Below are 22,376 nucleotides of genomic sequence, written 5' to 3'. Positions count from 1 at the left end.
GCTCTTATCAATCCCCTCGGCAAGCGCTACCCTATGATATCTTGAGTGCCGTTACCGAAGGGAGTGGACTATGACATCGCCAGCGATCCGTTTAACCCAGTACAGCCATGGCGCTGGCTGCGGCTGCAAAATCTCACCGAAAGTTCTCGAAACCATCTTGCACAGCGAGCGGGAAAAGTTTGTCGATCCGCGCCTGCTGGTCGGCAATGAAACCCGCGACGACGCGGCGGTGTACGACATCGGCAATGGCGTCGGCATCATCAGCACCACCGACTTCTTCATGCCGATCGTCGACGATCCGTTCGATTTCGGCCGCATTGCGGCCGCCAACGCCATCAGCGACGTGTACGCCATGGGCGGCAAACCGATCATGGCGATCGCCATTCTCGGCTGGCCGATCGCCAAACTGCCGCCGGAGGTGGCGCAGCAAGTGATCGACGGCGGGCGTTTCGCCTGCCAGCAGGCGGGGATCGCGCTGGCAGGTGGCCATTCCATCGATGCGCCGGAACCTATTTTCGGCCTGGCGGTCACCGGCGTGGTCAATACCGAGCGGGTGAAGAAAAACAGCGCCGCACAGGCCGGGGCGAAACTTTATCTGACCAAACCGCTGGGCATCGGCGTGCTGACGACCGCCGAGAAGCAAAGCAAGCTGCGCCCTGAGCATCAGGGCCTGGCGACGGAAGTGATGTGCCGCCTGAACAAGCCGGGCGCCGACTTTGCCGAGGTGGCGGGCGTTACGGCGATGACCGATATCACCGGCTTTGGCCTGCTGGGCCACCTGAGCGAGGTGTGCCAGGGCTCCGGTCTGCAGGCGACGGTCTGGTTCGAACGGGTGCCGAAGCTGCCGGACGTCGAGGCGTATATTGCCGAAGGCTGTGTGCCGGGCGGCACCGGGCGCAACTTCGACAGCTATGGCCATCTGGTGGGCGAGATGAGCGATTTGCAGCGCCAGCTGCTGTGCGATCCGCAAACCTCCGGCGGCTTGCTGTTGGCGGTATTGCCTGAGTCGGAGGCGCAGGTGCTGGCGATTGCCGAGCAGCACGGTATCACGCTCAACGCTATCGGTGAATTGCATGCCGCACAGACCGGGCAGCCGCTGATCGAGGTCGTGTAGTGTCCAACATGCAAGGAAGGCCGGACAGCGACGATTACCCACGCATTTTCCTGCAGGACGTGCCGCTGATTGACGTGCGCGCGCCGATCGAGTTTCAACAGGGCGCCTTCGCACAGGCGGTGAATTTACCGCTGATGATCGACAGCGAACGCCAAGCGGTCGGTACCTGCTATAAGCAGCATGGGCAGCAAGCGGCGATCGCGCTCGGCCACAGCCTGGTGAACGGCAAGCTGCGCGAACAGCGCACCGCCGCCTGGCTGGCGGCCTGCGCAGAGCGGCCCGCAGGCTATATTTACTGCTTCCGCGGCGGGCTGCGCTCGCAGCTGGTGCAGCAATGGCTGCATGAGGCCGGCGTGGATTATCCGCGTATCATTGGCGGTTATAAGGCGCTGCGCAATTATCTGCTCGGTGTACTGACGCAAAGCGCGGCCTTGCCGATGGCCCTGGTGGGCGGCAATACCGGCTGCGGCAAGACGCTGCTGGTCAACGAACTGGCCGACGGCGTCGATCTGGAAGGCGCGGCGCGCCATCGCGGTTCATCTTTTGGCCGAACGCTGGCGGGACAGAGTTCGCAGATAGATTTTGAGAATCGTCTGGCTGTGTTATTGCTGAAAAAACAGCATGGTGGCAGCCGCCGTTGGGTGCTGGAAGACGAAGGGCGGATCATCGGCAGCAACAATCTGCCGTTGCCGTTGTTCAATGGCATGCAACAGGCGCCGGTGGCGGTGATCGACGATCCGTTCGATATTCGCCTGGCGCGCCTGCAGGCCGAATATATCGACGGTATGCGCGAACAGTTCGAACAGGCCTATGGCGTGGAAGAAGGCTGGCGGCAGTACGACGACTATTTGCATCACGGCCTGTTCGCCATTCGCCGCCGTTTGGGCCTGGAGCGCTTCCAGCAATTGACGCAGCGGCTGGAGGCGGCGCTGCGGGCGCAGCGCCTCAGCGGCCTGGGCGACGCGCACCGCGAATGGTTGGCGCCCCTGTTGCAGCAGTACTACGATCCGATGTATTGCTATCAGTTGGAAAAGAAAGCCCAGCGGATCGTCTTCCGCGGGAACTATGCAGAAGTAAGAGAATTCTTGATGACGTTCAGCCAGAAAAACGGTGATTAATGCGACTGTTCATAGCCGAGAAACCGAGTTTGGCGCGCGCCATTGCCGACGTCTTGCCCAAGCCGCATCGCCGCGGCGACGGTTATATCGCCTGTGGCAACAACGACGTGGTGACCTGGTGCGTCGGCCACCTGTTGGAGCAGGCTCAGCCTGACGCCTATGACAGCCGCTATGCGCGCTGGTCGTTGGCGGATCTGCCGATCATCCCCGAAAAATGGCGCTTGCAGCCGCGGCCTTCGGTCAGCAAACAGCTCAACGCGATTAAAAAGCTGCTGCTCGAAGCCGATGAAGTGGTTCACGCCGGTGACCCGGATCGCGAAGGGCAACTGCTGGTGGATGAAGTGCTGGACTACCTGGATTTGACGGCGGAGAAGCGCCAGAACGTGCGCCGCTGTTTGATCAACGATCTCAACCCGCAGGCGGTGGAGCGTGCGGTCGAGCGCCTGCGCGACAACCGGGACTTTATCCCGCTGTGCGTGTCCGCGCTGGCGCGTTCGCGCGCCGACTGGCTATACGGCATCAATATGACCCGTGCCTATACGCTGCTGGGCCGCAACGCGGGTTACGACGGCGTGCTGTCGGTGGGCAGGGTGCAGACGCCGGTGCTCGGATTGGTGGTGCGTCGCGACGAAGAGATAGAAAACTTCGTGTCGAAAGACTTCTTTGAGGTCAAGGCGCACATCGTCACGCCGAAAGAAGAACGCTTTGTGGCGCTATGGCAACCCAGCGACTCCTGCGAACCTTATCAGGATGAAGAAGGGCGTTTGCTGCACCGGCCGTTGGCGGAGCACGTGGTCAAGCGCATCGAGGGCCAGCCTGCCCTGGTCACGGCGTATAATGATAAACGGGAATCAGATACCGCGCCGTTGCCGTTCTCGCTGTCCACGCTGCAAATCGAGGCGGCCCGGCGCTACAACCTCAGCGCGCAACAGGTGCTGGACGTTTGCCAGCGGCTGTACGAAACCCACAAATTGATCACCTATCCGCGTTCCGACTGCCGCTATCTGCCGGAAGAACATTTTGCCGGCCGCCACGCGGTGCTGAACGCCATCAGCGTGCACCAACCCGAGCTGTATCCGCAGCCGGTCATCGACAGCGATCGCCGCAACCGCTGCTGGGACGATAAAAAGGTCGATGCGCACCATGCCATCATTCCCACCGCCCGCGCCGGCAAGATTAATCTGACGCAGGATGAACGCAACGTGTATGGGCTGGTGGCGCGCCAGTATCTGATGCAGTTTTGTCCGGATGCGGTGTTCCGCAAATGCGTGATCGAGCTGGACATCGCCGGCGGCAAATTCATTGCCAAGGCGCGTTTCCTGGCCGAGGCTGGCTGGCGCACGCTGCTGGGCAGCAAGGAGCGCGACGAGGAAAACGAAGGCGCGCCGCTGCCGGTGGTGGCTAAGGACGATGAGTTGCAGTGTGAGCGCGGTGAAGTGGTGGAGCGCCAGACGCAGCCGCCGCGGCCGTTTACCGACGCCAGTCTGCTGTCGGCTATGACCGGCATCGCGCGATTCGTACAAGATAAAGCGTTAAAGAAAATCCTGCGGGCGACCGATGGTTTAGGAACGGAAGCGACGCGAGCGGGGATCATCGAATTGCTGTTCAAGCGGGCGTTTCTGTACAAGAAGGGACGCTATATTCACTCCAGCGAAACCGGGCGCGCGTTGATTCACTCGCTGCCGGATCTTGCTGCGCGCCCTGATATGACGGCCAACTGGGAAGCCACGCTGACGCAAATCAGCGAGAAGTCCTGCCGCTATCAGGACTTTATGCAGCCGTTGGTCGGCACGCTGCAAGAGCTGATTTATCAGGCCAAGCAGAGCCGGGCGAGCATGGCGTTTCGTGGATTGCCGCCGCCGCCTTCCAGCGGAGGCAAAAAACGCAGGAAAAGCGCCGGCAAGGCGCAGGAGAAGAGTGAATGAAGCGTGGACTCAGTGGGGTATTGGCTGCCGCTGCTCTGATGTTTTCCGGCCTGGCCGCCGCCAATCGCGGCGATGTGGACGTGGTGTTACCGGTTTCGCCGGAGATTTGGGGCACGGCCAAAAACGGCGTCAACCCACCGCCGGCACAGCCCTGTAACCGCTGTTGCGTCTACCAGAATCAGAACTATACCGAGGGCGCGGTGCTTAAAGTGGAAGGGGAAATGCTGCAGTGCGTGCGTGAGCCTAACACCATCGGCACCAACCCCTTGATTTGGGTGCGATTGAAGAAGTGACGATGTAACCTGTCGCCGCGCTCAGCATGCACCGCTTTGCGCGGCGATATAGTCCGCCAGCAGTGGAACGTCGGCGGGCGCCAGGGCGTATTCCTGCGCCTGTTGCAGCGTGACCCAGACCAGGGCCGAGTGACAATGCAGCTGCAATTCACCGGAGAACGCCGCGACTCGCCAGGCGTGCAGCCGGATGATGCGTTCGCCTTGCTGCCACTGATTGCTGCCCACATAGTCGCCGATACGGGCGCAGATCCCCAACTCCTCATCCAACTCGCGCGCCAGCGCTTCTGGCTGGCTTTCGCCGGCTTCAACTTTGCCGCCGGGAAACTCCCACAGACCGGCTTGATCGCTGCCTGCGCCGCGCTGAGCCAGCAAAATGCGGCCATTTTGTTCCAGAATGGCGGCTACCACGTCGATAATTTTCATTGGCTTCACAGAGTAAAACCCCGGCGAGCGCCGGGGTGATGGGATTACAGCGTAAATTCCGCCCAGACCGGCGCATGGTCGGAAGGTTTTTCCATACCGCGGGTTTGGTAATCGATGCCGGTGGCGATGCAGCGCGAAGCCAGCGGGGTGCTGGCCAGCAGCAGATCGATACGCAGGCCGCGGTTGTCGTCGAACCCTTTGGAGCGGTAGTCGAACCACGAGAACTCGTCGTTGCGCCCCGGGTTGGCGTGGCGATAGGTGTCTACCAGGCCCCAGTTCAGCAGGCGGTCCATCCATTCGCGCTCTTCCGGCAGGAAGGAACACTTGCCGGTGCGCAGCCAGCGTTTACGGCTGTCTTCGCCGATGCCAATGTCATAATCGCTCGGGCTGATGTTCATGTCACCCATGATCAACACCGGAGACTCCGCCGACAGCTGCTGCTCCAGGTAGTTTTGCAGATCCTGATAAAAGCGTGTTTTAGCCGGGAATTTGATCGGATGGTCGCGGCTTTCACCTTGCGGGAAGTAGCCGTTGACCACCGTCAGCGTGCCCTGTGGCGTGGCCAGATCGGCCATGATGATGCGACGCTGCGCGTCTTCTTCATCAGTCGGGAAACCGCGGCGCACGGCCAGAGGCTCCGCTTTGGTCAGCAGCGCAACGCCGTAATGGCCTTTTTGCCCGTGATAGAACACGTGATAGCCGTGCTGGCTGACTTCTTCCAGCGGGAACATGTCGTCGTGAACTTTAGTTTCCTGCAGACCGATCACGTCGGGCTGGTGCTGTTCGATAATTGCCGCCAGCTGATGCGGACGCGCGCGCAGTCCATTGATATTAAAAGAGACAAACTTCATGAGCGGTGCCGTTTTCACGAGAAAAATGTGCTGTGATAGTAGCAGAGTTTGGCGGGAAATGTAACGCAGACAGCGGCCGGACCGCTGGCTGCGCTGCGGGTTTATTTCGCCCAGCGGTCGTAATTTTTGGGTTGATAGTCGTCAAACTGTTGCAGCAGTGTTTGCGCCGATTCACTGATGTGCAGGGTGCCGAGATAGTCGTGGCGCATAAAACCCTGATCGGCGACGTGCTCGAGGAACTGGCTTAGCGGGCGATAGAAGCCGTTGACGTTCAGCAGGCCGACCGGTTTGTTGTGATAGCCGATTTGCCCCCAGGTCCAGATTTCAAACAGCTCTTCCAGCGTGCCGATGCCGCCGGGCAGGGCGATAAAACTGTCCGCCAGCGCCGCCATACGGGCTTTGCGCGTATGCATATCAGGCACCACTTCCAGTTCGGTCAGGCCGCGATGCGCGGTTTCCGCTTCAACCAGGCGCTCGGGGATAATGCCGACAGCTTCACCGCCCGCCGCCAACACGGCATCTGCCACGATCCCCATCAATCCTTTTTTGCCGCCGCCATAGATTAAACGGCGCCCCTGTGCGGCCAGCAGCTGTCCCAGTTGACGAGCCTGCTCGGCATAAGCGGGATTGACGCCTTCGCTGGCGCCACAAAAAACGCAAATATTGTTTCGCATCCACCTGTTCCTTACTGCACTAAAGAAGCCAGTGGTATAGCGAATTGTCGGCCGGAGTTCAAGTTACGGCTGGGAGTGAGGAAATAAAACATCGAGTGAAAGCGGGGAATAAGGGGAGACAAATTGAGTTTTATTGATACGAGAGCATTAGGGATGCGATGTGTTTTAACTTGGTTCAGGGATTTTTTGCAAGGGATGGTGGTGGGGGAAGGATTCGAACCTTCGAAGTCTGTGACGGCAGATTTACAGTCTGCTCCCTTTGGCCGCTCGGGAACCCCACCATGATATTCATGGATTTACTAATTGTTGCTCCGGTTTTATTCGGAAGAAACCTGGCCGGCTTCTTTACTGCTTCTTCGCTCCTGGCGGAGAAAAGATGGTGGTGGGGGAAGGATTCGAACCTTCGAAGTCAGTGACGGCAGATTTACAGTCTGCTCCCTTTGGCCGCTCGGGAACCCCACCATATTACATGGCTATTTAACTGGCCTTGCTTGCGAGAGCGCTGTCTCGGTAAGCGGGGCGCATCATATCAAATGAAGCGGATGTGTAAAGCATTGAAATGCAGAAAATGAATCGTTTGCCGTTTTTTTATTCTTGGCGGTGCATCCCTGAACGAAATGCACCGCTTTATTGAGCGATTACAGAATAACGGTGCGGTTGCCGTAGACAAAGACGCGCTGCGCCAGCACCTGATACAGCGCGCGGCTGAGCACATTTTTCTCCACGTCGCGGCCGGCGCGCATCATATCCTCGGCGGAATAGGTGTGATCGACGTGGATCACGTCCTGCATGATGATCGGGCCTTCGTCGAGATTGTCGTTAACGTAGTGGGCGGTGGCGCCGATGATTTTTACCCCGCGCTCGTAGGCCTGGTGATAAGGGCGCGCGCCGATAAACGCAGGCAGGAACGAATGGTGAATGTTGATCACTTGATTCGGATAATGTTGCACGAAGGCCGGGGTCAGCACGCGCATATATTTGGCCAGCACCACGTAATCCGGCTGATATTGATCGATCTTGGCCGTCATTTCGCGGTCATGCTGTTCACGCGTCAAGCCTTCGTGGCTCACCAGATGGAAAGGAATATCGAAACGCTCCACCAGCGATTGCAGCGTGTCGTGGTTGCCGATCACGGCGGCGATTTCAACGTCGAGGCCGCCATAGGCGCTTTTCATCAATAGATCGCCCAGGCAGTGGGCCTCTTTGGTGACCAGCACCACGATGCGACGGCGCCCGGTGCTGTGCAGCTCACGCAACGAACCTTCCGGCAGCGCGCTGTCCAGATCGGCCAGCAGCGTGTTGTCGTTGAAAATGCCTTCCAGCTCGGTGCGCATGAAGAAACGGCCGGTGCGGTGATCGACGAACTCATTATTCTGGACGATATTGAGTTCGTGCTTGTAACAGATGTTGGTGATCTTGGCGATCAGCCCTTTGGCATCCGGGCAGATGGTGCGTAACACTTTCCGTTGTACATTTTGGTGTGGCATGGGTTTGAGGATCCTGTCTGATACTGAACGGCCTGTCTGCGCAGGCGTAAACGTGAAGCGCCGGCCGGCTAGCGCCCGCAGCACTTCTTGTATTTTTTCCCTGAGCCACAGGGACAAATCGCATTTCTGCCGGGCTGGGGTTTGGTGCCGTCGATATAATACCAACGTTGATCGCGACGAAGGAAGCGCGAGCGTTCATGCATCGCCTGCGGTTCGCCGCTTTCGCCATCGATAAAGCGGGCGATGAATTCGACGAAGCCTTCATCCGGCTCATGACCGGCTTTCTCTTCCACGATCGTCAGGCCCAGCCATTCGGTATTTTTAAAGCTGTCGACGATTGCATTGCGCCACGCTTCGGCGCCGCAGTCGGGGTGCCAGGTGGCGATCAGATAGTCGACGTTATGATTTACGTAGGCGGTGAAGCGTGAACGCATCAGCTGGCCGGGCGTCGGCGCCGGCTGATTGCCGCTGATAAAGGGGGCGCAGCACGCGTTATACGCCAGTCCGCTGCCGCATGGGCATGATTCGGGCAAAATAACTCCTGAGAACACGAGGCAGAAAATGAATTTAGCGCATATGTTACCTAACAATATTCGTCAGTGACAATCTACCCTGAAAGCAGAGAACACCTTTCACCGAGAGGATGGCGCTATGCGGCAAATCAAGATCGGACTGGCGCTGGGGGCGGGATCGGCCAAAGGCTGGGCGCACATCGGCGTGATCAATGCGTTAAAGAAACTGGGAATTGAGGTCGATATCGTTGCCGGCTGCTCTGTCGGCGCGTTGGTGGGCGCGGCGTTCGCCAGCCATCGCCTGCCGGCGATGGAGCAGTGGGTGCGGTCGTTCAGCTATTGGGACGTGATTCGGCTGATGGATTTTTCCTGGCAGCGCGGCGGCCTGTTGCGCGGAGAACGGGTGTTTAACGCTGTCGGACAGCTGTTGAAGATCAATGATATCGCCGAGTGCGCGTTGAAGTTCGGCGCCGTGACGACCAATCTCAGCACCGGGCGCGAGCTGTGGCTGACCGAAGGCGATATTCATCAGGCGATACGCGCTTCCTGCAGCATGCCTGGCCTGTTGGCGCCGGTATGGGCCGACGGCTATTGGCTGGTGGATGGCGCGGTGGTCAATCCGGTGCCGGTGTCGCTCTGCCGCGCTATGGGCGCCGATATCGTCATCGCGGTCGATCTGCAGCATGACGCGCACCTGATGCAGCAGGATCTCTTCTCGATACGCATTGAGGAAGAAAACCTGGACGATGCGCCTGCAGCCACCTGGCGCGGGCGTTTGCGGGAGCGCATCGGCAGAATGCGGCAGCGCAAACCGGCGACGGCGCCGACGGCGATGGAAATCATGGGCACCTCGATTCAGATGCTGGAAAATCGCCTGAAGCGCAACCGCATGGCGAGCGATCCGCCGGATGTGTTGATCCAACCTTTTTGCCCGCAAATCTCGACGCTGGATTTCCACCGCGCCGATGAAGCGATCGAGGCAGGGTTACTGGCAGTGGAAAAACAACTGGATCGGTTGTTGCCGTTGATAAAAAATAGATAATTCTCGGTTCTCGGTTGGCATTGCGCGGTCAGTCTGTTTCAGACGAGCATAAGTGACCTTTTTGAGCCACTATTACACTATGGAAAGGGACGAGGCTCGGCTGATGGCATTACCACTTACTCACAAGCGCATCTTGATCGTTGAGGACGAGCAGGTTTTTCGTTCAGTGCTGGTCAGTTATTTGGCCTCGCTGGGTGCTGAAACCGGCGAGGCGACCAACGGTTTACAGGCGTTGAGTGCAGTCGATGACTTCAAGCCGGATCTGATCCTGTGCGATCTCGCGATGCCGGAAATGGGCGGTATCGAATTCGTTGAACACCTGCGTTTGCAGGGGGTACAGATCCCGGTGCTGGTGATCTCGGCCACCGACAAGATGGCTGACATCGCCAAGGTGTTGCGCTTGGGCGTGCAGGATGTGCTGCTCAAGCCGCTGACCGATCTCAATCGCCTGCGTGAAGCGGTGCTGGCGTGCTTATACCCCAATATGTTCACCTCCCAGGCGATTGAAGAGGTTGAGCTGTTTCAGGATTGGGATGCGCTGAGCAAAAACCCTTCCGAAGCCGTCAAACTGCTTAAACAACTGCAACCGCCGGTACAGCAGACCATTGCGCACTGCCGGATCAACTATCGGCAGTTAACCACCGGTGAAAATCCCGGCCTGGTGCTGGATATTGCCGCGTTGTCAGAAAAAGACCTGGCATTCTATTGTCTGGACGTCACGCGCGCCGGCGATAATGGCGTATTGGCGGCATTGCTGTTGCGCGCATTATTTAATGGCTTGCTGCAAGACCACCTGGCTAATCAACAGCATCGTTTGCCGCAAATGTCGGCATTGTTAAAGCAGGTTAATCAATTATTGCGGCAGGGGAAATTAGACGGCCAATTCCCGCTGCTGTTGGGATATTATCACGCCGAAAATAAGAACCTGATTCTGGTTTCCGCCGGGCTGCATGCCAACGTCAATACCGGTGACAATCAAATCCAGCTGAGCAACGGCGTGCCACTGGGGACGCTGGGGGCGACCTACATGAATCAGATCAGCCAGCGCTGTACCGCCTGGCAATGTCAGGTGTGGGGCAGCGGGGGCCGATTGCGGCTGATGCTCAGCGCTGAATAACAGGCAGCGATCGGCGAGATCTTAAGCTATTCACTTATCTGCAATTAAACCGTTTATTTATTCTCCGGATTATCCGAACGGGTAATAGTCCTAAATGTTTTCTATTTGTGTTCCGGCTAATGCTCGGCGCGTATAAGCTGGTATACTCCGAAGGTTTTTTTATATCGAGCCCAAGCTCATAAAATGAGCGCTTTAGCTTTAAGAGAGGAAATAATGCCTGCTGTAAATCGCAAAGTCAGAAAAGCCGTGATCCCGGTTGCAGGCTTGGGTACGCGGATGTTGCCGGCCACCAAAGCCATTCCGAAAGAAATGCTGCCGCTGGTTGATAAACCGCTGATCCAATACGTCGTCAATGAGTGCATTGCGGCGGGGATTAACGAGATTGTGCTGGTCACCCACTCCTCCAAGAACTCGATCGAAAACCATTTTGACACCAGTTTCGAACTCGAAGCGATGCTGGAAAAACGCGTCAAGCGCCAATTGCTGGATGAAGTGCAGTCGATCTGCCCGAAAGGCGTTACCGTGATGCAAGTCCGCCAGGGCAATGCCAAAGGCCTGGGGCACGCTATCATGTGTGCCTACCCGATGGTGGGCGACGAGCCGGTCGCGGTGGTGCTTCCGGACGTGATCCTCGACGAATACAGCGCCGATCCGAAAAAAGACAACCTCCACGACATGTTGCAGCGCTTCGAAGCCACCGGCGTCAGCCAGATCATGGTTGAACCCGTGCCACATAAAGATGTCGGAAACTACGGCGTAGCCGACTGTAAGGGCGTTGCTTTGCAACCCGGCGAAAGCGCGCCGATGGTCAGCGTGGTCGAGAAACCGTCGCCGGATAAAGCCCCGTCCAACCTGGCGATTGTCGGTCGTTACGTGTTGTCCGCCGATATTTGGCCGCTGTTGGCCAAAACGCCTCCTGGCGCCGGCGACGAAATTCAGCTGACTGATAGCATCGAAATGTTGATGCAGCAGGAAACGGTGGAAGCGTATCACCTGAAAGGCGTGAGCCATGACTGCGGTAACAAGCTGGGGTACATGCAGGCTTTTGTGGAGTACGGCATGCGTCATGCCAGCTTGGGCAAAGAATTTTCTCAGTGGCTGCAACAGGTTGTTGCCGCTGATAAGAAGTAATTTGATCTTTCGTCTTAATTTGAAAAACTAGGATTTTCACATGAAAGTAACAGTTTTTGGTATTGGTTATGTGGGGCTGGTACAGGCCGCCGTGCTGGCTGAAGTTGGCCATGACGTTATGTGCATCGATGTTGATGAGCGAAAAGTCGAAAACCTGAAAAAAGGGAATATCCCGATTTTTGAACCGGGCCTGACGCCGCTGGTACAGCAAAACTATGAGGCTGGGCGCCTGCATTTCACCACCGATGCCAAAGCGGGCGTGGCGCACGGGAATATCCAGTTTATCGCCGTCGGCACGCCGCCGGATGAGGACGGTTCCGCCGATCTTAAATATGTCACCGCGGTGGCGCGCACTATCGCCGAGCACATGACCGATCGCAAAGTGGTGATCGACAAATCTACTGTGCCGGTCGGTACGGCTGACAAGGTGCGTCAGGTGATGGCGGAAACGCTGGCGAAACGCGGCAGTAACGTGGCGTTCGACGTGGTGTCCAACCCTGAATTCCTGAAGGAAGGCGCTGCGGTGGCTGACTGCATGCGCCCCGAGCGCATCGTGATCGGTACCGACAATAAAGAGGTAATCGAACCGATTCGCGAACTGTACGAGCCGTTTAACCGCAATCACGATCGTATGATCATGATGGATATCCGCAGCGCGGAGCTGACCAAATATGCTGCCAACTGCATGCTGGCGACCAAAATCAGCTTTATGAACGAAATGTCCAACCTGGCGGAAATGCTGGGCGCGGACATCGAGAAAGTGCGCCAGGGCATCGGTTCCGATTCACGTATCGGTTATCACTTCATCTACCCTGGCTGCGGCTACGGTGGTTCTTGCTTCCCGAAAGATGTCCAGGCCTTGATCCGCACGGCGGAGCAGATCGGTTACCAACCGAAGCTGTTGCAGGCGGTAGAGCAGGTCAACTATCAACAGAAAGACAAGCTGAACAGCTTTATCAAAGACTATTTCGGCAGCGATTTGAAGGGCAAAACCTTCGCGCTGTGGGGTCTGGCGTTCAAGCCGAATACCGATGACATGCGTGAAGCGTCCAGCCGCGTGCTGATGGAGCATCTGTGGGCTGCCGGTGCCACCGTTCAAGCCTACGATCCGGAAGCGATGAACGAAGTTCAGCGCATCTATGGCCAGCGTGACGATCTGAAGCTGATGGGGACCAAAGAGGCTGCCTTGCATGGCGCCGATGCTCTGGTGATCTGCACCGAATGGCAGAATTTCCGCGCGCCGGACTTCGACGTGATCAAGAGTGCGTTGAAACAGCCGGTGATCTTCGATGGACGTAACCTGTACGATCCGGAGCGTTTGGCGAATCGTGGCTTTACCTACTATGCGATTGGCCGCGGTGCCTCGATTAAACCGGTTATTTAAGGAGTGGGCATGAAATTCCTGGTTACAGGCGCCGCAGGGTTTATTGGTTATCACGTTGCAGAGCGTTTGTTGACCGCCGGGCATCAGGTTGTCGGTATCGATAACCTGAATGACTATTATGACGTGGGCCTGAAAATGGCCCGTCTGGACAGGCTGGCGGATAAGCCGGGATTCCGCTTCATCAAGCTGGATTTGGCCGATCGTGAAGGTATGGCGGCATTGTTCGCCGAGCATCAGTTCCAACGAGTCATTCATTTGGGTGCACAAGCCGGCGTGCGATATTCGCTGGTCAACCCGTTGGCTTATGCGGATGCCAATCTGATCGGCCATTTGAACGTTCTGGAAGGCTGCCGTCATAATAAGGTCGAGCATTTACTTTACGCTTCCTCCAGCTCTGTTTATGGCCTCAATCGCAAGCTGCCGTTTGCTACCGAAGATTCTGTCGACCACCCTGTGTCGCTGTATGCGGCAACCAAAAAAGCCAATGAGCTGATGTCACACAGCTACTCTCATTTATACGGTCTCCCGACGACGGGGCTACGCTTCTTTACCGTATATGGTCCTTGGGGGCGTCCGGATATGGCGCTGTTCAAGTTTACCAAGGCCATATTGGCGGGGGAGAGTATCGATGTATATAACCACGGTGAAATGCACCGTGACTTTACTTACATCGATGATATCGCCGAGGCGATTGTGCGGCTGCAGGCGGTTATTCCGCAGGCAGATCCGTCATGGACCGTTGAACAGGGATCGCCGGCGACCAGTTCCGCGCCGTATCATGTTTATAATATCGGCAATAACACCCCCGTTAAACTGATGGAATATATCACGGCGTTGGAGCAGGCTTTGGGGGTAACTGCCCGCAAGAATATGCTGCCGATGCAACCTGGCGACGTGATGGATACCAGCGCGGATACCGCAGAGCTTTATCGTGACATTGGTTTTAAGCCGGAAACCAGCGTTGAAGAGGGTGTGAAGCGCTTTGTTGATTGGTATAAGGCATTCTACCGGGTTCAATAATTGAACGAGGTATATGCGATAAAGGGGCCTTAGGGCCCTTTTTTTCGCTGGAACGTCATGCAAGGAGGAAAATGCGAATTAGGATATTTACTAAAAGGAAAGGGATGAGGCGGAGCACGGCTATAAGCTTTAAAATGAAAAGGCCCCCCGTAGGGAGCCTTTCAGATACGGGCTGAATCGCTATTACAGCAGGAAATCATCCAGAGATTTACCTTGCTCTTCGATAGCTTTCTTAATCACCGCAGGAGTACGGCCTTGGCCGGTCCAGGTTTTCAGCTCGCCGTTTTCGTCTTTATATTGGTATTTAGCAGGACGTGCTGCACGTTTTGCTTTACCGGCAGCCTTGTTGGCAGCCATGGTTTGCAGCAGTTCATTCGGATCGATACCGTCAGCAATCAGCATTTCGCGGTATTGCTGCAGTTTACGGGTGCGTTCTTCGATTTCTGCTTGAGCCTGGCTGTCTTCTTCGCGACGTTCGTTCACAACAACTTCCAGTTTCTCGAGCATTTCTTCCAGCGTTTCCAGTGTGCATTCTCTTGCCTGGGCGCGCAGAGTGCGGATGTTGTTCAAAATCTTTAATGCTTCGCTCATTGTCCTAGTCTCAAATTATATTGGTGGGGGGCGTCTCGATAATAATAGAGTGCTATTTTCTTTTCTGCAATAGCCAAATTGACTTGAATACTCAAATTTACCTTTTAAAAAACCGTTAATCGGATCTGTCCGACTAATATAGGAAGGGCTGTTAACTATTACCCTCGGTGCGCTTAAGTCAAAATTTCAGCAGGCATGCTTTAAAAGACGCGTGTTGCAAGGCTTTCATCGATAAGTTATCGACGTAATTTATATCAATATTACAATGGGTTCTGTGGGCTTAATCACGTCATGGCAAGGCAGACATTGTAAACAATAGGGGTATATAGGTAAAGATTGCGTCAGTAAACGTCGGGGACAGCGAAGGTGATTAAATGCCCTGTATAGGCCCCGCGTATAATAGACTAGCGCACCGCTGCGGCTGCGGCACCTGCCGCGGTGAAAGGGTGACTATGGATTAATGGGCAAATGATCGCGGTTAACCATTAGCAGGAATTAATAGTGATGACAGGCATACATTATCCTGTAAATAGCTGTAAAAAGAACGGGCCGACAGAACGATATGTTTCGCTTGAAAGCGCATTATTACGGCGAACGCAATATTCGTTCGCTTTGGGCTGAGCCGGGAGGCGGCTTATGGTACACTTGCCGTCCTAATCAACATTTGAATATTTCTTATACCATCGGAGTTGCGGGGCCATGGCTCAACTTTATTTTTATTACTCTGCGATGAATGCCGGCAAGTCCACCGCGTTGCTACAGTCTTCATATAACTATCAAGAACGTGGTATGCGAACGCTGGTGTTCACCGCGGAGATCGATCACCGCTATGGCGTAGGCAAAGTCAGCTCGCGCATCGGGTTATCTTCGCAGGCCCAGCTCTATAACAACGACTCAATGCTCTTCGCCATGATTCAGCAAGAGCATCAACAGCAGCAGGTGCATTGTGTGCTGCTCGATGAAAGCCAGTTCCTGACCAAAGCGCAGGTTGAGCAATTGTGCGATGTGGTGGACCAACTGGACATTCCCGTATTGTGTTACGGCCTGCGCACCGATTTTCTCGGTGAGTTGTTTACCGGCAGCCAATATTTGCTGGCCTGGGCCGATAAGCTGGTGGAATTGAAAACCATCTGTCACTGTGGGCGCAAAGCCAATATGGTGTTGCGGTTGGACGAGAATGGCAAAGCGATGCATGCCGGCGAACAGGTGGTGATTGGCGGTAACGAGAGCTATGTCTCCGTCTGCCGCAAGCATTATAAAGAGGCGATTCACTCCCTGGACTAGGGGGAAAACGCCGCCAGAGCCCGCTGAAGCGTTTTGGCGGCGTGAGTCGAAATGCAGCGCCGCAGGCGCAATAAAAAACCCGCCGTTTGGCGGGTTTTTTTTATCGGTTCACGGAACCGTTATTTCTTGGGCTTCTTTACCGCGGCTTTGGCGGCAGCCGGAGCGGCCGCTTCCTCTTCTACCGCTTCGCTGAATTCGCGGCCGTAGAAGGTATCCAGCATGATTTGCTTCAGCTCGGCAATCAGCGGGTAGCGTGGGTTGGCGCCGGTGCATTGGTCGTCGAATGCGTCTTCCGACAGCTTGTCGACTTTCGCCAGGAAGTCCGCTTCCTGCACACCCGCCTCACGGATGGAGGTTGGGATGCCCAACTCGGTTTTCAGCTCGTCCAGCCAGGCCAGCAGTTTCTCAATCTTCTGCGCGGTACGGTCGCCCGGTGCGCTCAGGCCGAGGTGGTCGGCGATTTCAGCGTAGCGGCGGCGCGCCTGAGGGCGGTCGTACTGGCTGAAGGCCGTCTGCTTGGTCGGGTTGTCGTTCGCGTTGTAGCGAATGACGTTGGAAATCAGCATCGCGTTGGCCAGGCCGTGCGGAATGTGGAACTCCGAACCCAGCTTGTGCGCCATGGAGTGACAGACCCCGAGGAAGGCGTTGGCGAAGGCGATACCGGCGATGGTGGCGGCGTTATGCACGCGTTCACGGGCAACCGGATTTTTCGCGCCTTCTTTATAGCTGGCCGGCAGATACTCTTTCAACAGTTTCAGCGCCTGCAGCGCCTGGCCGTCGGAGTATTCGTTCGCCAGCACCGAAACGTAGGCTTCCAACGCGTGGGTGACCGCATCCAGACCGCCGAAGGCGCACAGGGATTTCGGCATGTTCATCACCAGGTTGGCATCGACAATTGCCATGTCCGGGGTCAACGCATAGTCGGCCAGCGGGTATTTCTGTCCGGTGGTGTCGTCAGTTACGACGGCAAACGGCGTGACTTCCGAACCGGTGCCTGACGTGGTGGTGATGGCGATCATTTTCGCTTTCACGCCCATTTTCGGGAACTTGTAGATACGCTTGCGGATGTCCATGAAGCGCAGTGCCAGATCCTCGAAGTGGGTTTCAGGATGTTCGTACAGCACCCACATGATTTTCGCGGCGTCCATTGGCGAGCCGCCGCCCAGCGCGATGATGACGTCCGGTTTGAAGGAGTTCATCTGCTCGGCGCCTTTACGTACGATGCTCAGCGTCGGGTCGGCTTCCACTTCGAAGAACACTTCGGTTTCGATGCCGTGAGACTTCAGAACCTTGGTGATCTGGTCGGCATAGCCGTTGTTGAACAGGAAGCGGTCGGTCACGATGAAGGCGCGTTTTGCCCCGTCGGTCGCCACTTCTTCCAGCGCGATAGGCAGCGAGCCCCGGCGGAAGTAGATCGATTTCGGAAGTTTATGCCACAACATGTTTTCTGCTCGCTTCGCTACAGTTTTCTTGTTGATCAGGTGTTTAGGTCCGACGTTCTCAGAGATGGAGTTGCCACCCCAGGAGCCGCAACCCAGCGTCAGCGAAGGCGCGAGTTTGAAGTTATACAGGTCGCCGATACCGCCCTGAGAAGCCGGGGTGTTGATCAGGATACGAGCCGTTTTCATTTTATCGCCGAAGTAGGCGATGCGAGCCGTTTGGTTATCCTGGTCGGTATACAGGCAGGAGGTGTGGCCGATACCGCCCATGGCGACCAGTTTTTCAGCTTTGGCGACGGCGTCTTCGAAGTCTTTGGCCCGGTACATCGCCAGGGTAGGCGACAGTTTTTCATGGGCGAAAGGTTCGGACTCGTCGACCAGCTTCACTTCGCCGATCAGCACTTTGGTGTTGGCCGGCACTTTGATGCCTGCCATCTCGGCGATTTTCGGTGCAGATTGGCCGACGATGGCCGCGTTCAGGCCGCCGTTTTTCAGGATGATGTCCTGAACCGCTTTCAGTTCTTTACCCTGCAGCAGATAGCCGCCGTGGGAAGCGAAACGTTCGCGTACCGCATCATAGATAGCGTCAACGACGATGACCGACTGTTCGGAAGCGCAGATAACGCCGCTGTCGAAGGTTTTGGACATCAGGATAGAGGCGACCACGCGCTTGATGTCTGCGGTTTCGTCTACCACGACCGGCGTATTACCGGCACCGACGCCGATGGCCGGCTTGCCGGAGCTGTAGGCGGCTTTCACCATGCCCGGGCCACCGGTGGCCAGGATCAGGTTGATGTCCGGGTGGTGCATCAGCTGGTTGGACAGCTCGACGGTCGGTTGGTCGATCCAACCGATGATGTCTTTCGGCGCACCGGCGGCGATAGCGGCCTGCAGCACGATATCGGCGGCTTTATTGGTGGCATTCTTCGCACGCGGGTGCGGCGAGAAGATGATGCCGTTACGGGTTTTCAGGCTGATCAGCGCTTTGAAGATCGCGGTAGAAGTTGGGTTGGTGGTAGGAACGATACCGCAAATCAGGCCGATAGGTTCGGCGATGGTGATGGTACCGAAGGTGTCATCTTCAGACAGGATGCCACAGGTTTTTTCGTCTTTATAGGCGTTGTAGATGTACTCGGAAGCGAAGTGGTTTTTGATCACTTTGTCTTCGACGATACCCATTCCGGATTCTTCCACGGCCATTTTGGCCAACGGGATACGGGCATCAGCAGCGGCGAGGGCGGCAGCGCGGAAGATTTTATCCACTTGCTCTTGAGTGAAGTTGGCATATTCGCGCTGGGCTTTTTTGACACGTGCGACAAGCTCGTTCAGTTCAGCGACATTCGTTACAGCCATAATGCTCTCCTGATAATGTTAAACTCTTTCAGTAAATAAGCCGTGCGAGCCACTAGTATAGTCGTAACGGGGATAAACGGTGATGAGAATACTGGGGCTTTCCCGCGTTATTTCTTCGCATGCTGCTGATTTGCTTAAAGAGCTTTACCCTACGCCAGCCGGAGGGGCAGACCGTGAGGAGAACGGAATCGGCGATGTGGCCACCCACTTTGTTCTACTCCCTGCCTACGACTAAGAGCTTACCCACTGTTGGGTAGTTGATTTGTGATCTAAATCATGAAAACAGCAAGCTGACACCTTTCAGCTTGCGGGTGTTGGGAATCATTCTCGATAACTGTGAGCAATGACTCTTTTTTCAACATAAAAAATCAAAAGGCCACACATCACTTTAACAAAGGACATTTGTTTTGTTGCATAACCTGCTGACAGTCAAAAATGCTGCTCTGGCCGGATGGATTACCCGCGGCAATTCCATTACATTAGCGCGCATAGGCAGCACACCTTTTTATAGCACTTAACGCGGAGCCATCTGTGGGCCAATCTCTGTTGGATCTTTCCGGCTTTATCAAGTTCTTTGTCGGTCTGTTTGCGCTGGTCAACCCGGTGGGCATCTTGCCGGTGTTTATCAGCATGACCAGCTACCAGGCGGAAGCGGGGCGTAACAAAACCAACCTGACCGCCAACCTGTCGGTCGCCATCATTCTGTGGACGTCGCTGTTTCTGGGCGAAGGGATCTTGCGGATGTTCGGCATCTCTATCGATTCGTTCCGCATCGCCGGCGGTATTTTGGTGGTGACCATCGCCATGTCGATGATCAGCGGCAAGTTGGGGGAGGACAAACAGAACAAACAGGAGAAATCGGAGAGCGCGATACGCGAAAGCATCGGCGTGGTGCCGTTAGCGCTGCCGCTGATGGCGGGGCCGGGGGCGATCAGTTCTACCATCGTGTGGAGTTCACGTTATCACAACTGGCAAAGCCTGCTCGGCTTTACGGTGGCGATCGCCTTGTTCGCCTTTTGCTGCTGGCTGTTGTTCCGCGCCGCGCCGCTGTTGGTGCGTTTGCTAGGGCAGACCGGCATCAACGTGATCACCCGAATCATGGGCCTGTTGCTGATGGCGCTCGGGATCGAGTTTATCGTTACCGGCATTAAGGCGATATTCCCCGGCCTGTTGTAATACCCTTTGTTTAGCCGCGCACCTTTCGCGTTAGCGCGGCTAAAATTAATTTTAAAGTTTAAATTATTTATTGGTTCGCATTATTATAGTGCAGAGGATGAATAAAATTTATGCGGTTGCACTCTTATGTTGCATAAATCTCATGTTGCTGTGCAAAAAAAACGCTAAGCGTTATTTCAATCACTTTTCCTCCCCCATTTCCGCGCATTTTGTCCCCGTTCAATGGTAAAGCTGTTGTTAAATTAATCACATCATTCTGTGGGGCTTGTCTCACTTTCATCCAGGTGTTATTAGTGATTAACCGACTATAGGCAGGTGTTTGTTCTTTGAATGGCTGGATTGTTAACTGAATGTTTCTTTGTGCGGCGATGAGATTGCGCCGATGGTTTCAAACGAAATGATTTTTGTTTTTTTATCTTTAAAATCAAAGTCATGACTTTGATTTTCTGTGGCCCCGATCTCGGGGGACGGATCGGGCTTCGTGCGATAAAAGAGAATTGCTTAACATTTTCGTAAAATTTATTGGCTATGGAATTTGGCTTCTGCTAATTTCCGAGCAACTTTCCCGTGGTCAATTAACTGAAATGCGCCATAAAAACGGGAATGATTTTTGCTGGTATCCGTTTATTTAGAATTCTTATAAACACTTCACAAACTTCGATAAGCGGTGCTTGTCGGTGAAAAGGAGCCTCGATTATGCAGCAAACCCTGAAGCGTACTTCTTTGACCTTGTTGATTAGCGGCGCGCTGGGCGCCGGCGCCGTAAATAGCAGTTTGGCGGCAGAGGTTCCGGCCGGCGTCCAATTGGCGCAGCAGCAGAATATTGTGATCAACAACGGTAGCGAAGTGGCTTCATTGGATCCGCATAAGGTCGAGGGCGTACCGGAAAGCAATATCATTCTTAACCTGCTGGAAGGGCTGGTGAGCACCGATGCCAACGGGCATGTGGTGCCAGCGGCGGCGACAAGCTGGGAAAACCAGAATTATCAGCATTGGACCTTCCACCTGCGTCCCGGCGCGGTGTGGAGCGACGGCAGCCCGGTGACCGCGCAAGATTTCGTCTACAGCTGGCAGCGTCTGGCCGATCCGAAAATCGCTTCGCCCTATGCCAGCTACCTGCAATACACCAAAGTTGAAAATATCGACGACATCCTGACCGGTAAGAAGCCTCCGCAGACCCTCGGCGTCAAGGCGCTGGACGACCAGACGCTGCAGGTGACGCTGAGCGAGCCAGTACCGTATTTCATCAGCATGCTGAGCCACACGTCGCTCAAACCGGTGAAACGGGCGGTGGTGGAGAAATTCGGCGACAAATGGACGCTACCCGCCAACTACGTCGGCAACGGCGCTTACCGCCTGAAAGCGTGGGTGGTGAACGAGCGCATCGTGCTGGAGCGCAGTCCGAGCTACTGGAACAACAAGCAAACGGTGATCAATCAGGCGACCTTCCTGCCGATTACCTCGGAGGTCAGCGACGTCAACCGCTTCCGCAGCGGCGAGATCGACATCACCAACAGCGCCATTCCGCCGTACCTGTACGTCAAGATGAAACGCGAAATGCCCGAGCAGCTGCACGTTAACCCTTATCTGTGCACCTTCTATTACGAGCTCAATAACAAGCGGGCGCCGTTCACCGATCCGCGCGTGCGTACGGCGGTGAAGATGACGCTGGATCGCGACATTATCGCCAACAAGATCATGGGCCAGGGGCAAATCCCGGCTTACAGCTTCACGCCAACCTTCACGGAAGGCGCCAGCTTCACTCAGCCTGCGTGGGCCGGCTGGAGTCAGGAGCAACGCAACGCCGAAGCCAGGAAACTGCTGGCGGAAGCGGGCTACAGCGACGCCAAGCCGCTGAAGTTCTCGCTGCTGTACAACACCTCCGATCAAAACAAACAGCAGGCGATCGCTGCCGCGTCGATGTGGAAGAAGAACCTGGGCGCCGAGGTCACGCTGCGCAACCAGGAATGGAAAACTTCGCTGGAGAGCCGCCATCAGGGGCAATACGACGTGGCGCGTGCCACCTGGTGCGGGGATTACAACGAACCCAGCGCGTTCCTGAACCTGGTCCTGTCCAACAGCAGCATCAATACCGTGTTCTACAAGAGCCCGGCGTTCGACGCCATCATGGCCGCCACGTTGAAGGCGCCGGATGAGGCCGCGCGCGCCGCGCTCTATCAGCAGGCGGAAGCGCAGCTGGACAAAGACTCCGCGTTGGTCCCGGTTTATTACCGCGTCAGCGCGCGGTTGATCAAGCCGACGGTGGGCGGGTTCACCGGCAAAGATCCGCTGGACTATACCGACGTTAAAAATCTTTACATTATCAAGCAGTAAAGGGGTATTCCTCACGCCGAGGCGCTGGGGAATATAGGGAAGGCCGGCCGCCGCATTCGTTCCGCGGCGGCGGGAAAACAGAGTCCGCTTACGGGCAACGCAGGTTCC

Annotated in this window: 19 protein-coding genes and 2 tRNA genes; 12 read left to right on the top strand and 9 right to left on the bottom strand. The window is 55.9% G+C overall.

From position 1 onward, the window contains the following. Nucleotides 1-70 precede the first annotated feature (70 nt). Genes selD through ACUTSC_RS21605 form a run of 4 tightly spaced genes read left to right on the top strand, consistent with a single transcriptional unit; the run spans nucleotide 71 to nucleotide 4,450 of the window. Nucleotides 71-1,114, top strand: coding sequence for a selenide, water dikinase SelD (gene selD / locus ACUTSC_RS21620; protein ID WP_197767392.1), 1,044 nt, complete (start codon nucleotides 71-73; stop codon nucleotides 1,112-1,114). Between the two features lie 8 nt (nucleotides 1,115-1,122). After that, on the top strand, nucleotides 1,123-2,232 hold the full coding sequence (gene mnmH / locus ACUTSC_RS21615; RefSeq protein WP_197767391.1) for a tRNA 2-selenouridine(34) synthase MnmH: 1,110 nt from the start codon (nucleotides 1,123-1,125) through the stop codon (nucleotides 2,230-2,232). Further along, complete coding sequence (locus ACUTSC_RS21610; RefSeq protein ID WP_197767390.1) at nucleotides 2,232-4,157, top strand: DNA topoisomerase III; 1,926 nt, start codon at nucleotides 2,232-2,234, stop codon at nucleotides 4,155-4,157. Before mnmH ends, ACUTSC_RS21610 begins: the two co-directional genes overlap by 1 nt. Further along, nucleotides 4,154-4,450, top strand: coding sequence for a DUF1496 domain-containing protein (locus tag ACUTSC_RS21605; protein ID WP_197767389.1), 297 nt, complete (start codon nucleotides 4,154-4,156; stop codon nucleotides 4,448-4,450). The genes ACUTSC_RS21610 and ACUTSC_RS21605 overlap by 4 nt, the downstream gene beginning before the upstream one ends. Nucleotides 4,451-4,471: 21 nt before the next feature. Here the strand turns inward: ACUTSC_RS21605 and ACUTSC_RS21600 are convergent, their stop codons facing one another. The 7 genes from ACUTSC_RS21600 to ACUTSC_RS21570 form a co-directional block, all read right to left on the bottom strand. Further along, the gene (locus ACUTSC_RS21600) at nucleotides 4,472-4,873 is read right to left on the bottom strand and encodes a pyrimidine (deoxy)nucleoside triphosphate diphosphatase (protein WP_197767424.1); all 402 of its coding nucleotides are present in this window, start codon (nucleotides 4,871-4,873) and stop codon (nucleotides 4,472-4,474) included. Nucleotides 4,874-4,917: 44 nt separating this feature from the next. Further along, on the bottom strand, nucleotides 4,918-5,724 hold the full coding sequence (xthA, locus tag ACUTSC_RS21595; RefSeq protein WP_197767388.1) for an exodeoxyribonuclease III: 807 nt from the start codon (nucleotides 5,722-5,724) through the stop codon (nucleotides 4,918-4,920). A gap of 101 nt (nucleotides 5,725-5,825) precedes the next feature. After that, complete coding sequence (locus ACUTSC_RS21590) at nucleotides 5,826-6,398, bottom strand: LOG family protein (protein WP_004932190.1); 573 nt, start codon at nucleotides 6,396-6,398, stop codon at nucleotides 5,826-5,828. Nucleotides 6,399-6,594: 196 nt separating this feature from the next. Beyond that, nucleotides 6,595-6,679 (bottom strand) — tRNA-Tyr (locus ACUTSC_RS21585). A 96-nt stretch (nucleotides 6,680-6,775) separates the two neighbouring features. Continuing rightward, nucleotides 6,776-6,860, bottom strand: a tRNA-Tyr gene (locus ACUTSC_RS21580). Between the two features lie 176 nt (nucleotides 6,861-7,036). Continuing rightward, the gene (gene purU / locus ACUTSC_RS21575) at nucleotides 7,037-7,885 is read right to left on the bottom strand and encodes a formyltetrahydrofolate deformylase (RefSeq protein ID WP_016927485.1); all 849 of its coding nucleotides are present in this window, start codon (nucleotides 7,883-7,885) and stop codon (nucleotides 7,037-7,039) included. Between the two features lie 68 nt (nucleotides 7,886-7,953). Further along, nucleotides 7,954-8,418 (bottom strand): YchJ family protein, encoded by a 465-nt coding sequence (locus ACUTSC_RS21570; RefSeq protein WP_063990115.1) that lies wholly within the window; start codon nucleotides 8,416-8,418, stop codon nucleotides 7,954-7,956. A 118-nt stretch (nucleotides 8,419-8,536) separates the two neighbouring features. Here ACUTSC_RS21570 and rssA point away from each other — a divergent pair, with 118 nt between their 5' ends. From rssA to ACUTSC_RS21545, 5 genes are all read left to right on the top strand, one after another. After that, on the top strand, nucleotides 8,537-9,439 hold the full coding sequence (gene rssA, locus ACUTSC_RS21565; protein ID WP_197767387.1) for a patatin-like phospholipase RssA: 903 nt from the start codon (nucleotides 8,537-8,539) through the stop codon (nucleotides 9,437-9,439). A gap of 103 nt (nucleotides 9,440-9,542) precedes the next feature. Then, nucleotides 9,543-10,556: a two-component system response regulator RssB gene (rssB, locus tag ACUTSC_RS21560; RefSeq protein WP_197767386.1), complete on the top strand. Its 1,014-nt coding sequence runs from the start codon at nucleotides 9,543-9,545 to the stop codon at nucleotides 10,554-10,556. 213 nt (nucleotides 10,557-10,769) lie between these two features. Next, entirely contained in the window at nucleotides 10,770-11,687 is a 918-nt protein-coding gene (galU, locus tag ACUTSC_RS21555; RefSeq protein ID WP_197767385.1) for a UTP--glucose-1-phosphate uridylyltransferase GalU, read from the top strand. A gap of 40 nt (nucleotides 11,688-11,727) precedes the next feature. Beyond that, a complete protein-coding gene (locus ACUTSC_RS21550) occupies nucleotides 11,728-13,071 on the top strand; it encodes a nucleotide sugar dehydrogenase (protein ID WP_197767384.1) in 1,344 nt (447 codons plus the stop codon). A gap of 9 nt (nucleotides 13,072-13,080) precedes the next feature. Next, on the top strand, nucleotides 13,081-14,091 hold the full coding sequence (locus ACUTSC_RS21545) for an NAD-dependent epimerase/dehydratase family protein (RefSeq protein ID WP_197767383.1): 1,011 nt from the start codon (nucleotides 13,081-13,083) through the stop codon (nucleotides 14,089-14,091). A 183-nt stretch (nucleotides 14,092-14,274) separates the two neighbouring features. Here ACUTSC_RS21545 and hns read toward each other — a convergent pair whose 3' ends face one another. Then, a complete protein-coding gene (gene hns / locus ACUTSC_RS21540; protein WP_004932170.1) occupies nucleotides 14,275-14,682 on the bottom strand; it encodes a histone-like nucleoid-structuring protein H-NS in 408 nt (135 codons plus the stop codon). Nucleotides 14,683-15,381: 699 nt separating this feature from the next. Between hns and ACUTSC_RS21535 the strand changes: the two genes are divergently transcribed. Then, on the top strand, nucleotides 15,382-15,966 hold the full coding sequence (locus ACUTSC_RS21535; protein ID WP_038877247.1) for a thymidine kinase: 585 nt from the start codon (nucleotides 15,382-15,384) through the stop codon (nucleotides 15,964-15,966). A gap of 119 nt (nucleotides 15,967-16,085) precedes the next feature. Here ACUTSC_RS21535 and adhE read toward each other — a convergent pair whose 3' ends face one another. Beyond that, nucleotides 16,086-18,758 (bottom strand): bifunctional acetaldehyde-CoA/alcohol dehydrogenase, encoded by a 2,673-nt coding sequence (adhE, locus tag ACUTSC_RS21530; RefSeq protein ID WP_060439800.1) that lies wholly within the window; start codon nucleotides 18,756-18,758, stop codon nucleotides 16,086-16,088. Nucleotides 18,759-19,289: 531 nt separating this feature from the next. On the opposite strand from adhE, the gene ACUTSC_RS21525 reads away from it, so the two are divergent. Both ACUTSC_RS21525 and ACUTSC_RS21520 read left to right on the top strand, forming a co-directional pair. Next, nucleotides 19,290-19,934 carry a YchE family NAAT transporter gene (locus ACUTSC_RS21525; protein WP_015378089.1) on the top strand — a complete coding sequence of 215 codons (645 nt, stop codon included), beginning with the start codon at nucleotides 19,290-19,292 and terminating at the stop codon, nucleotides 19,932-19,934. Between the two features lie 696 nt (nucleotides 19,935-20,630). Next, nucleotides 20,631-22,268, top strand: coding sequence for an ABC transporter substrate-binding protein (locus ACUTSC_RS21520; RefSeq protein ID WP_197767382.1), 1,638 nt, complete (start codon nucleotides 20,631-20,633; stop codon nucleotides 22,266-22,268). Nucleotides 22,269-22,376 lie beyond the last annotated feature (108 nt).

The organism is Serratia sp. TSA_105.2 (genome assembly GCF_052692115.1).
The sequence above is the reverse complement of the archived record's forward strand: the minus strand, read 5'-3'. Positions and strand labels throughout refer to the sequence as shown.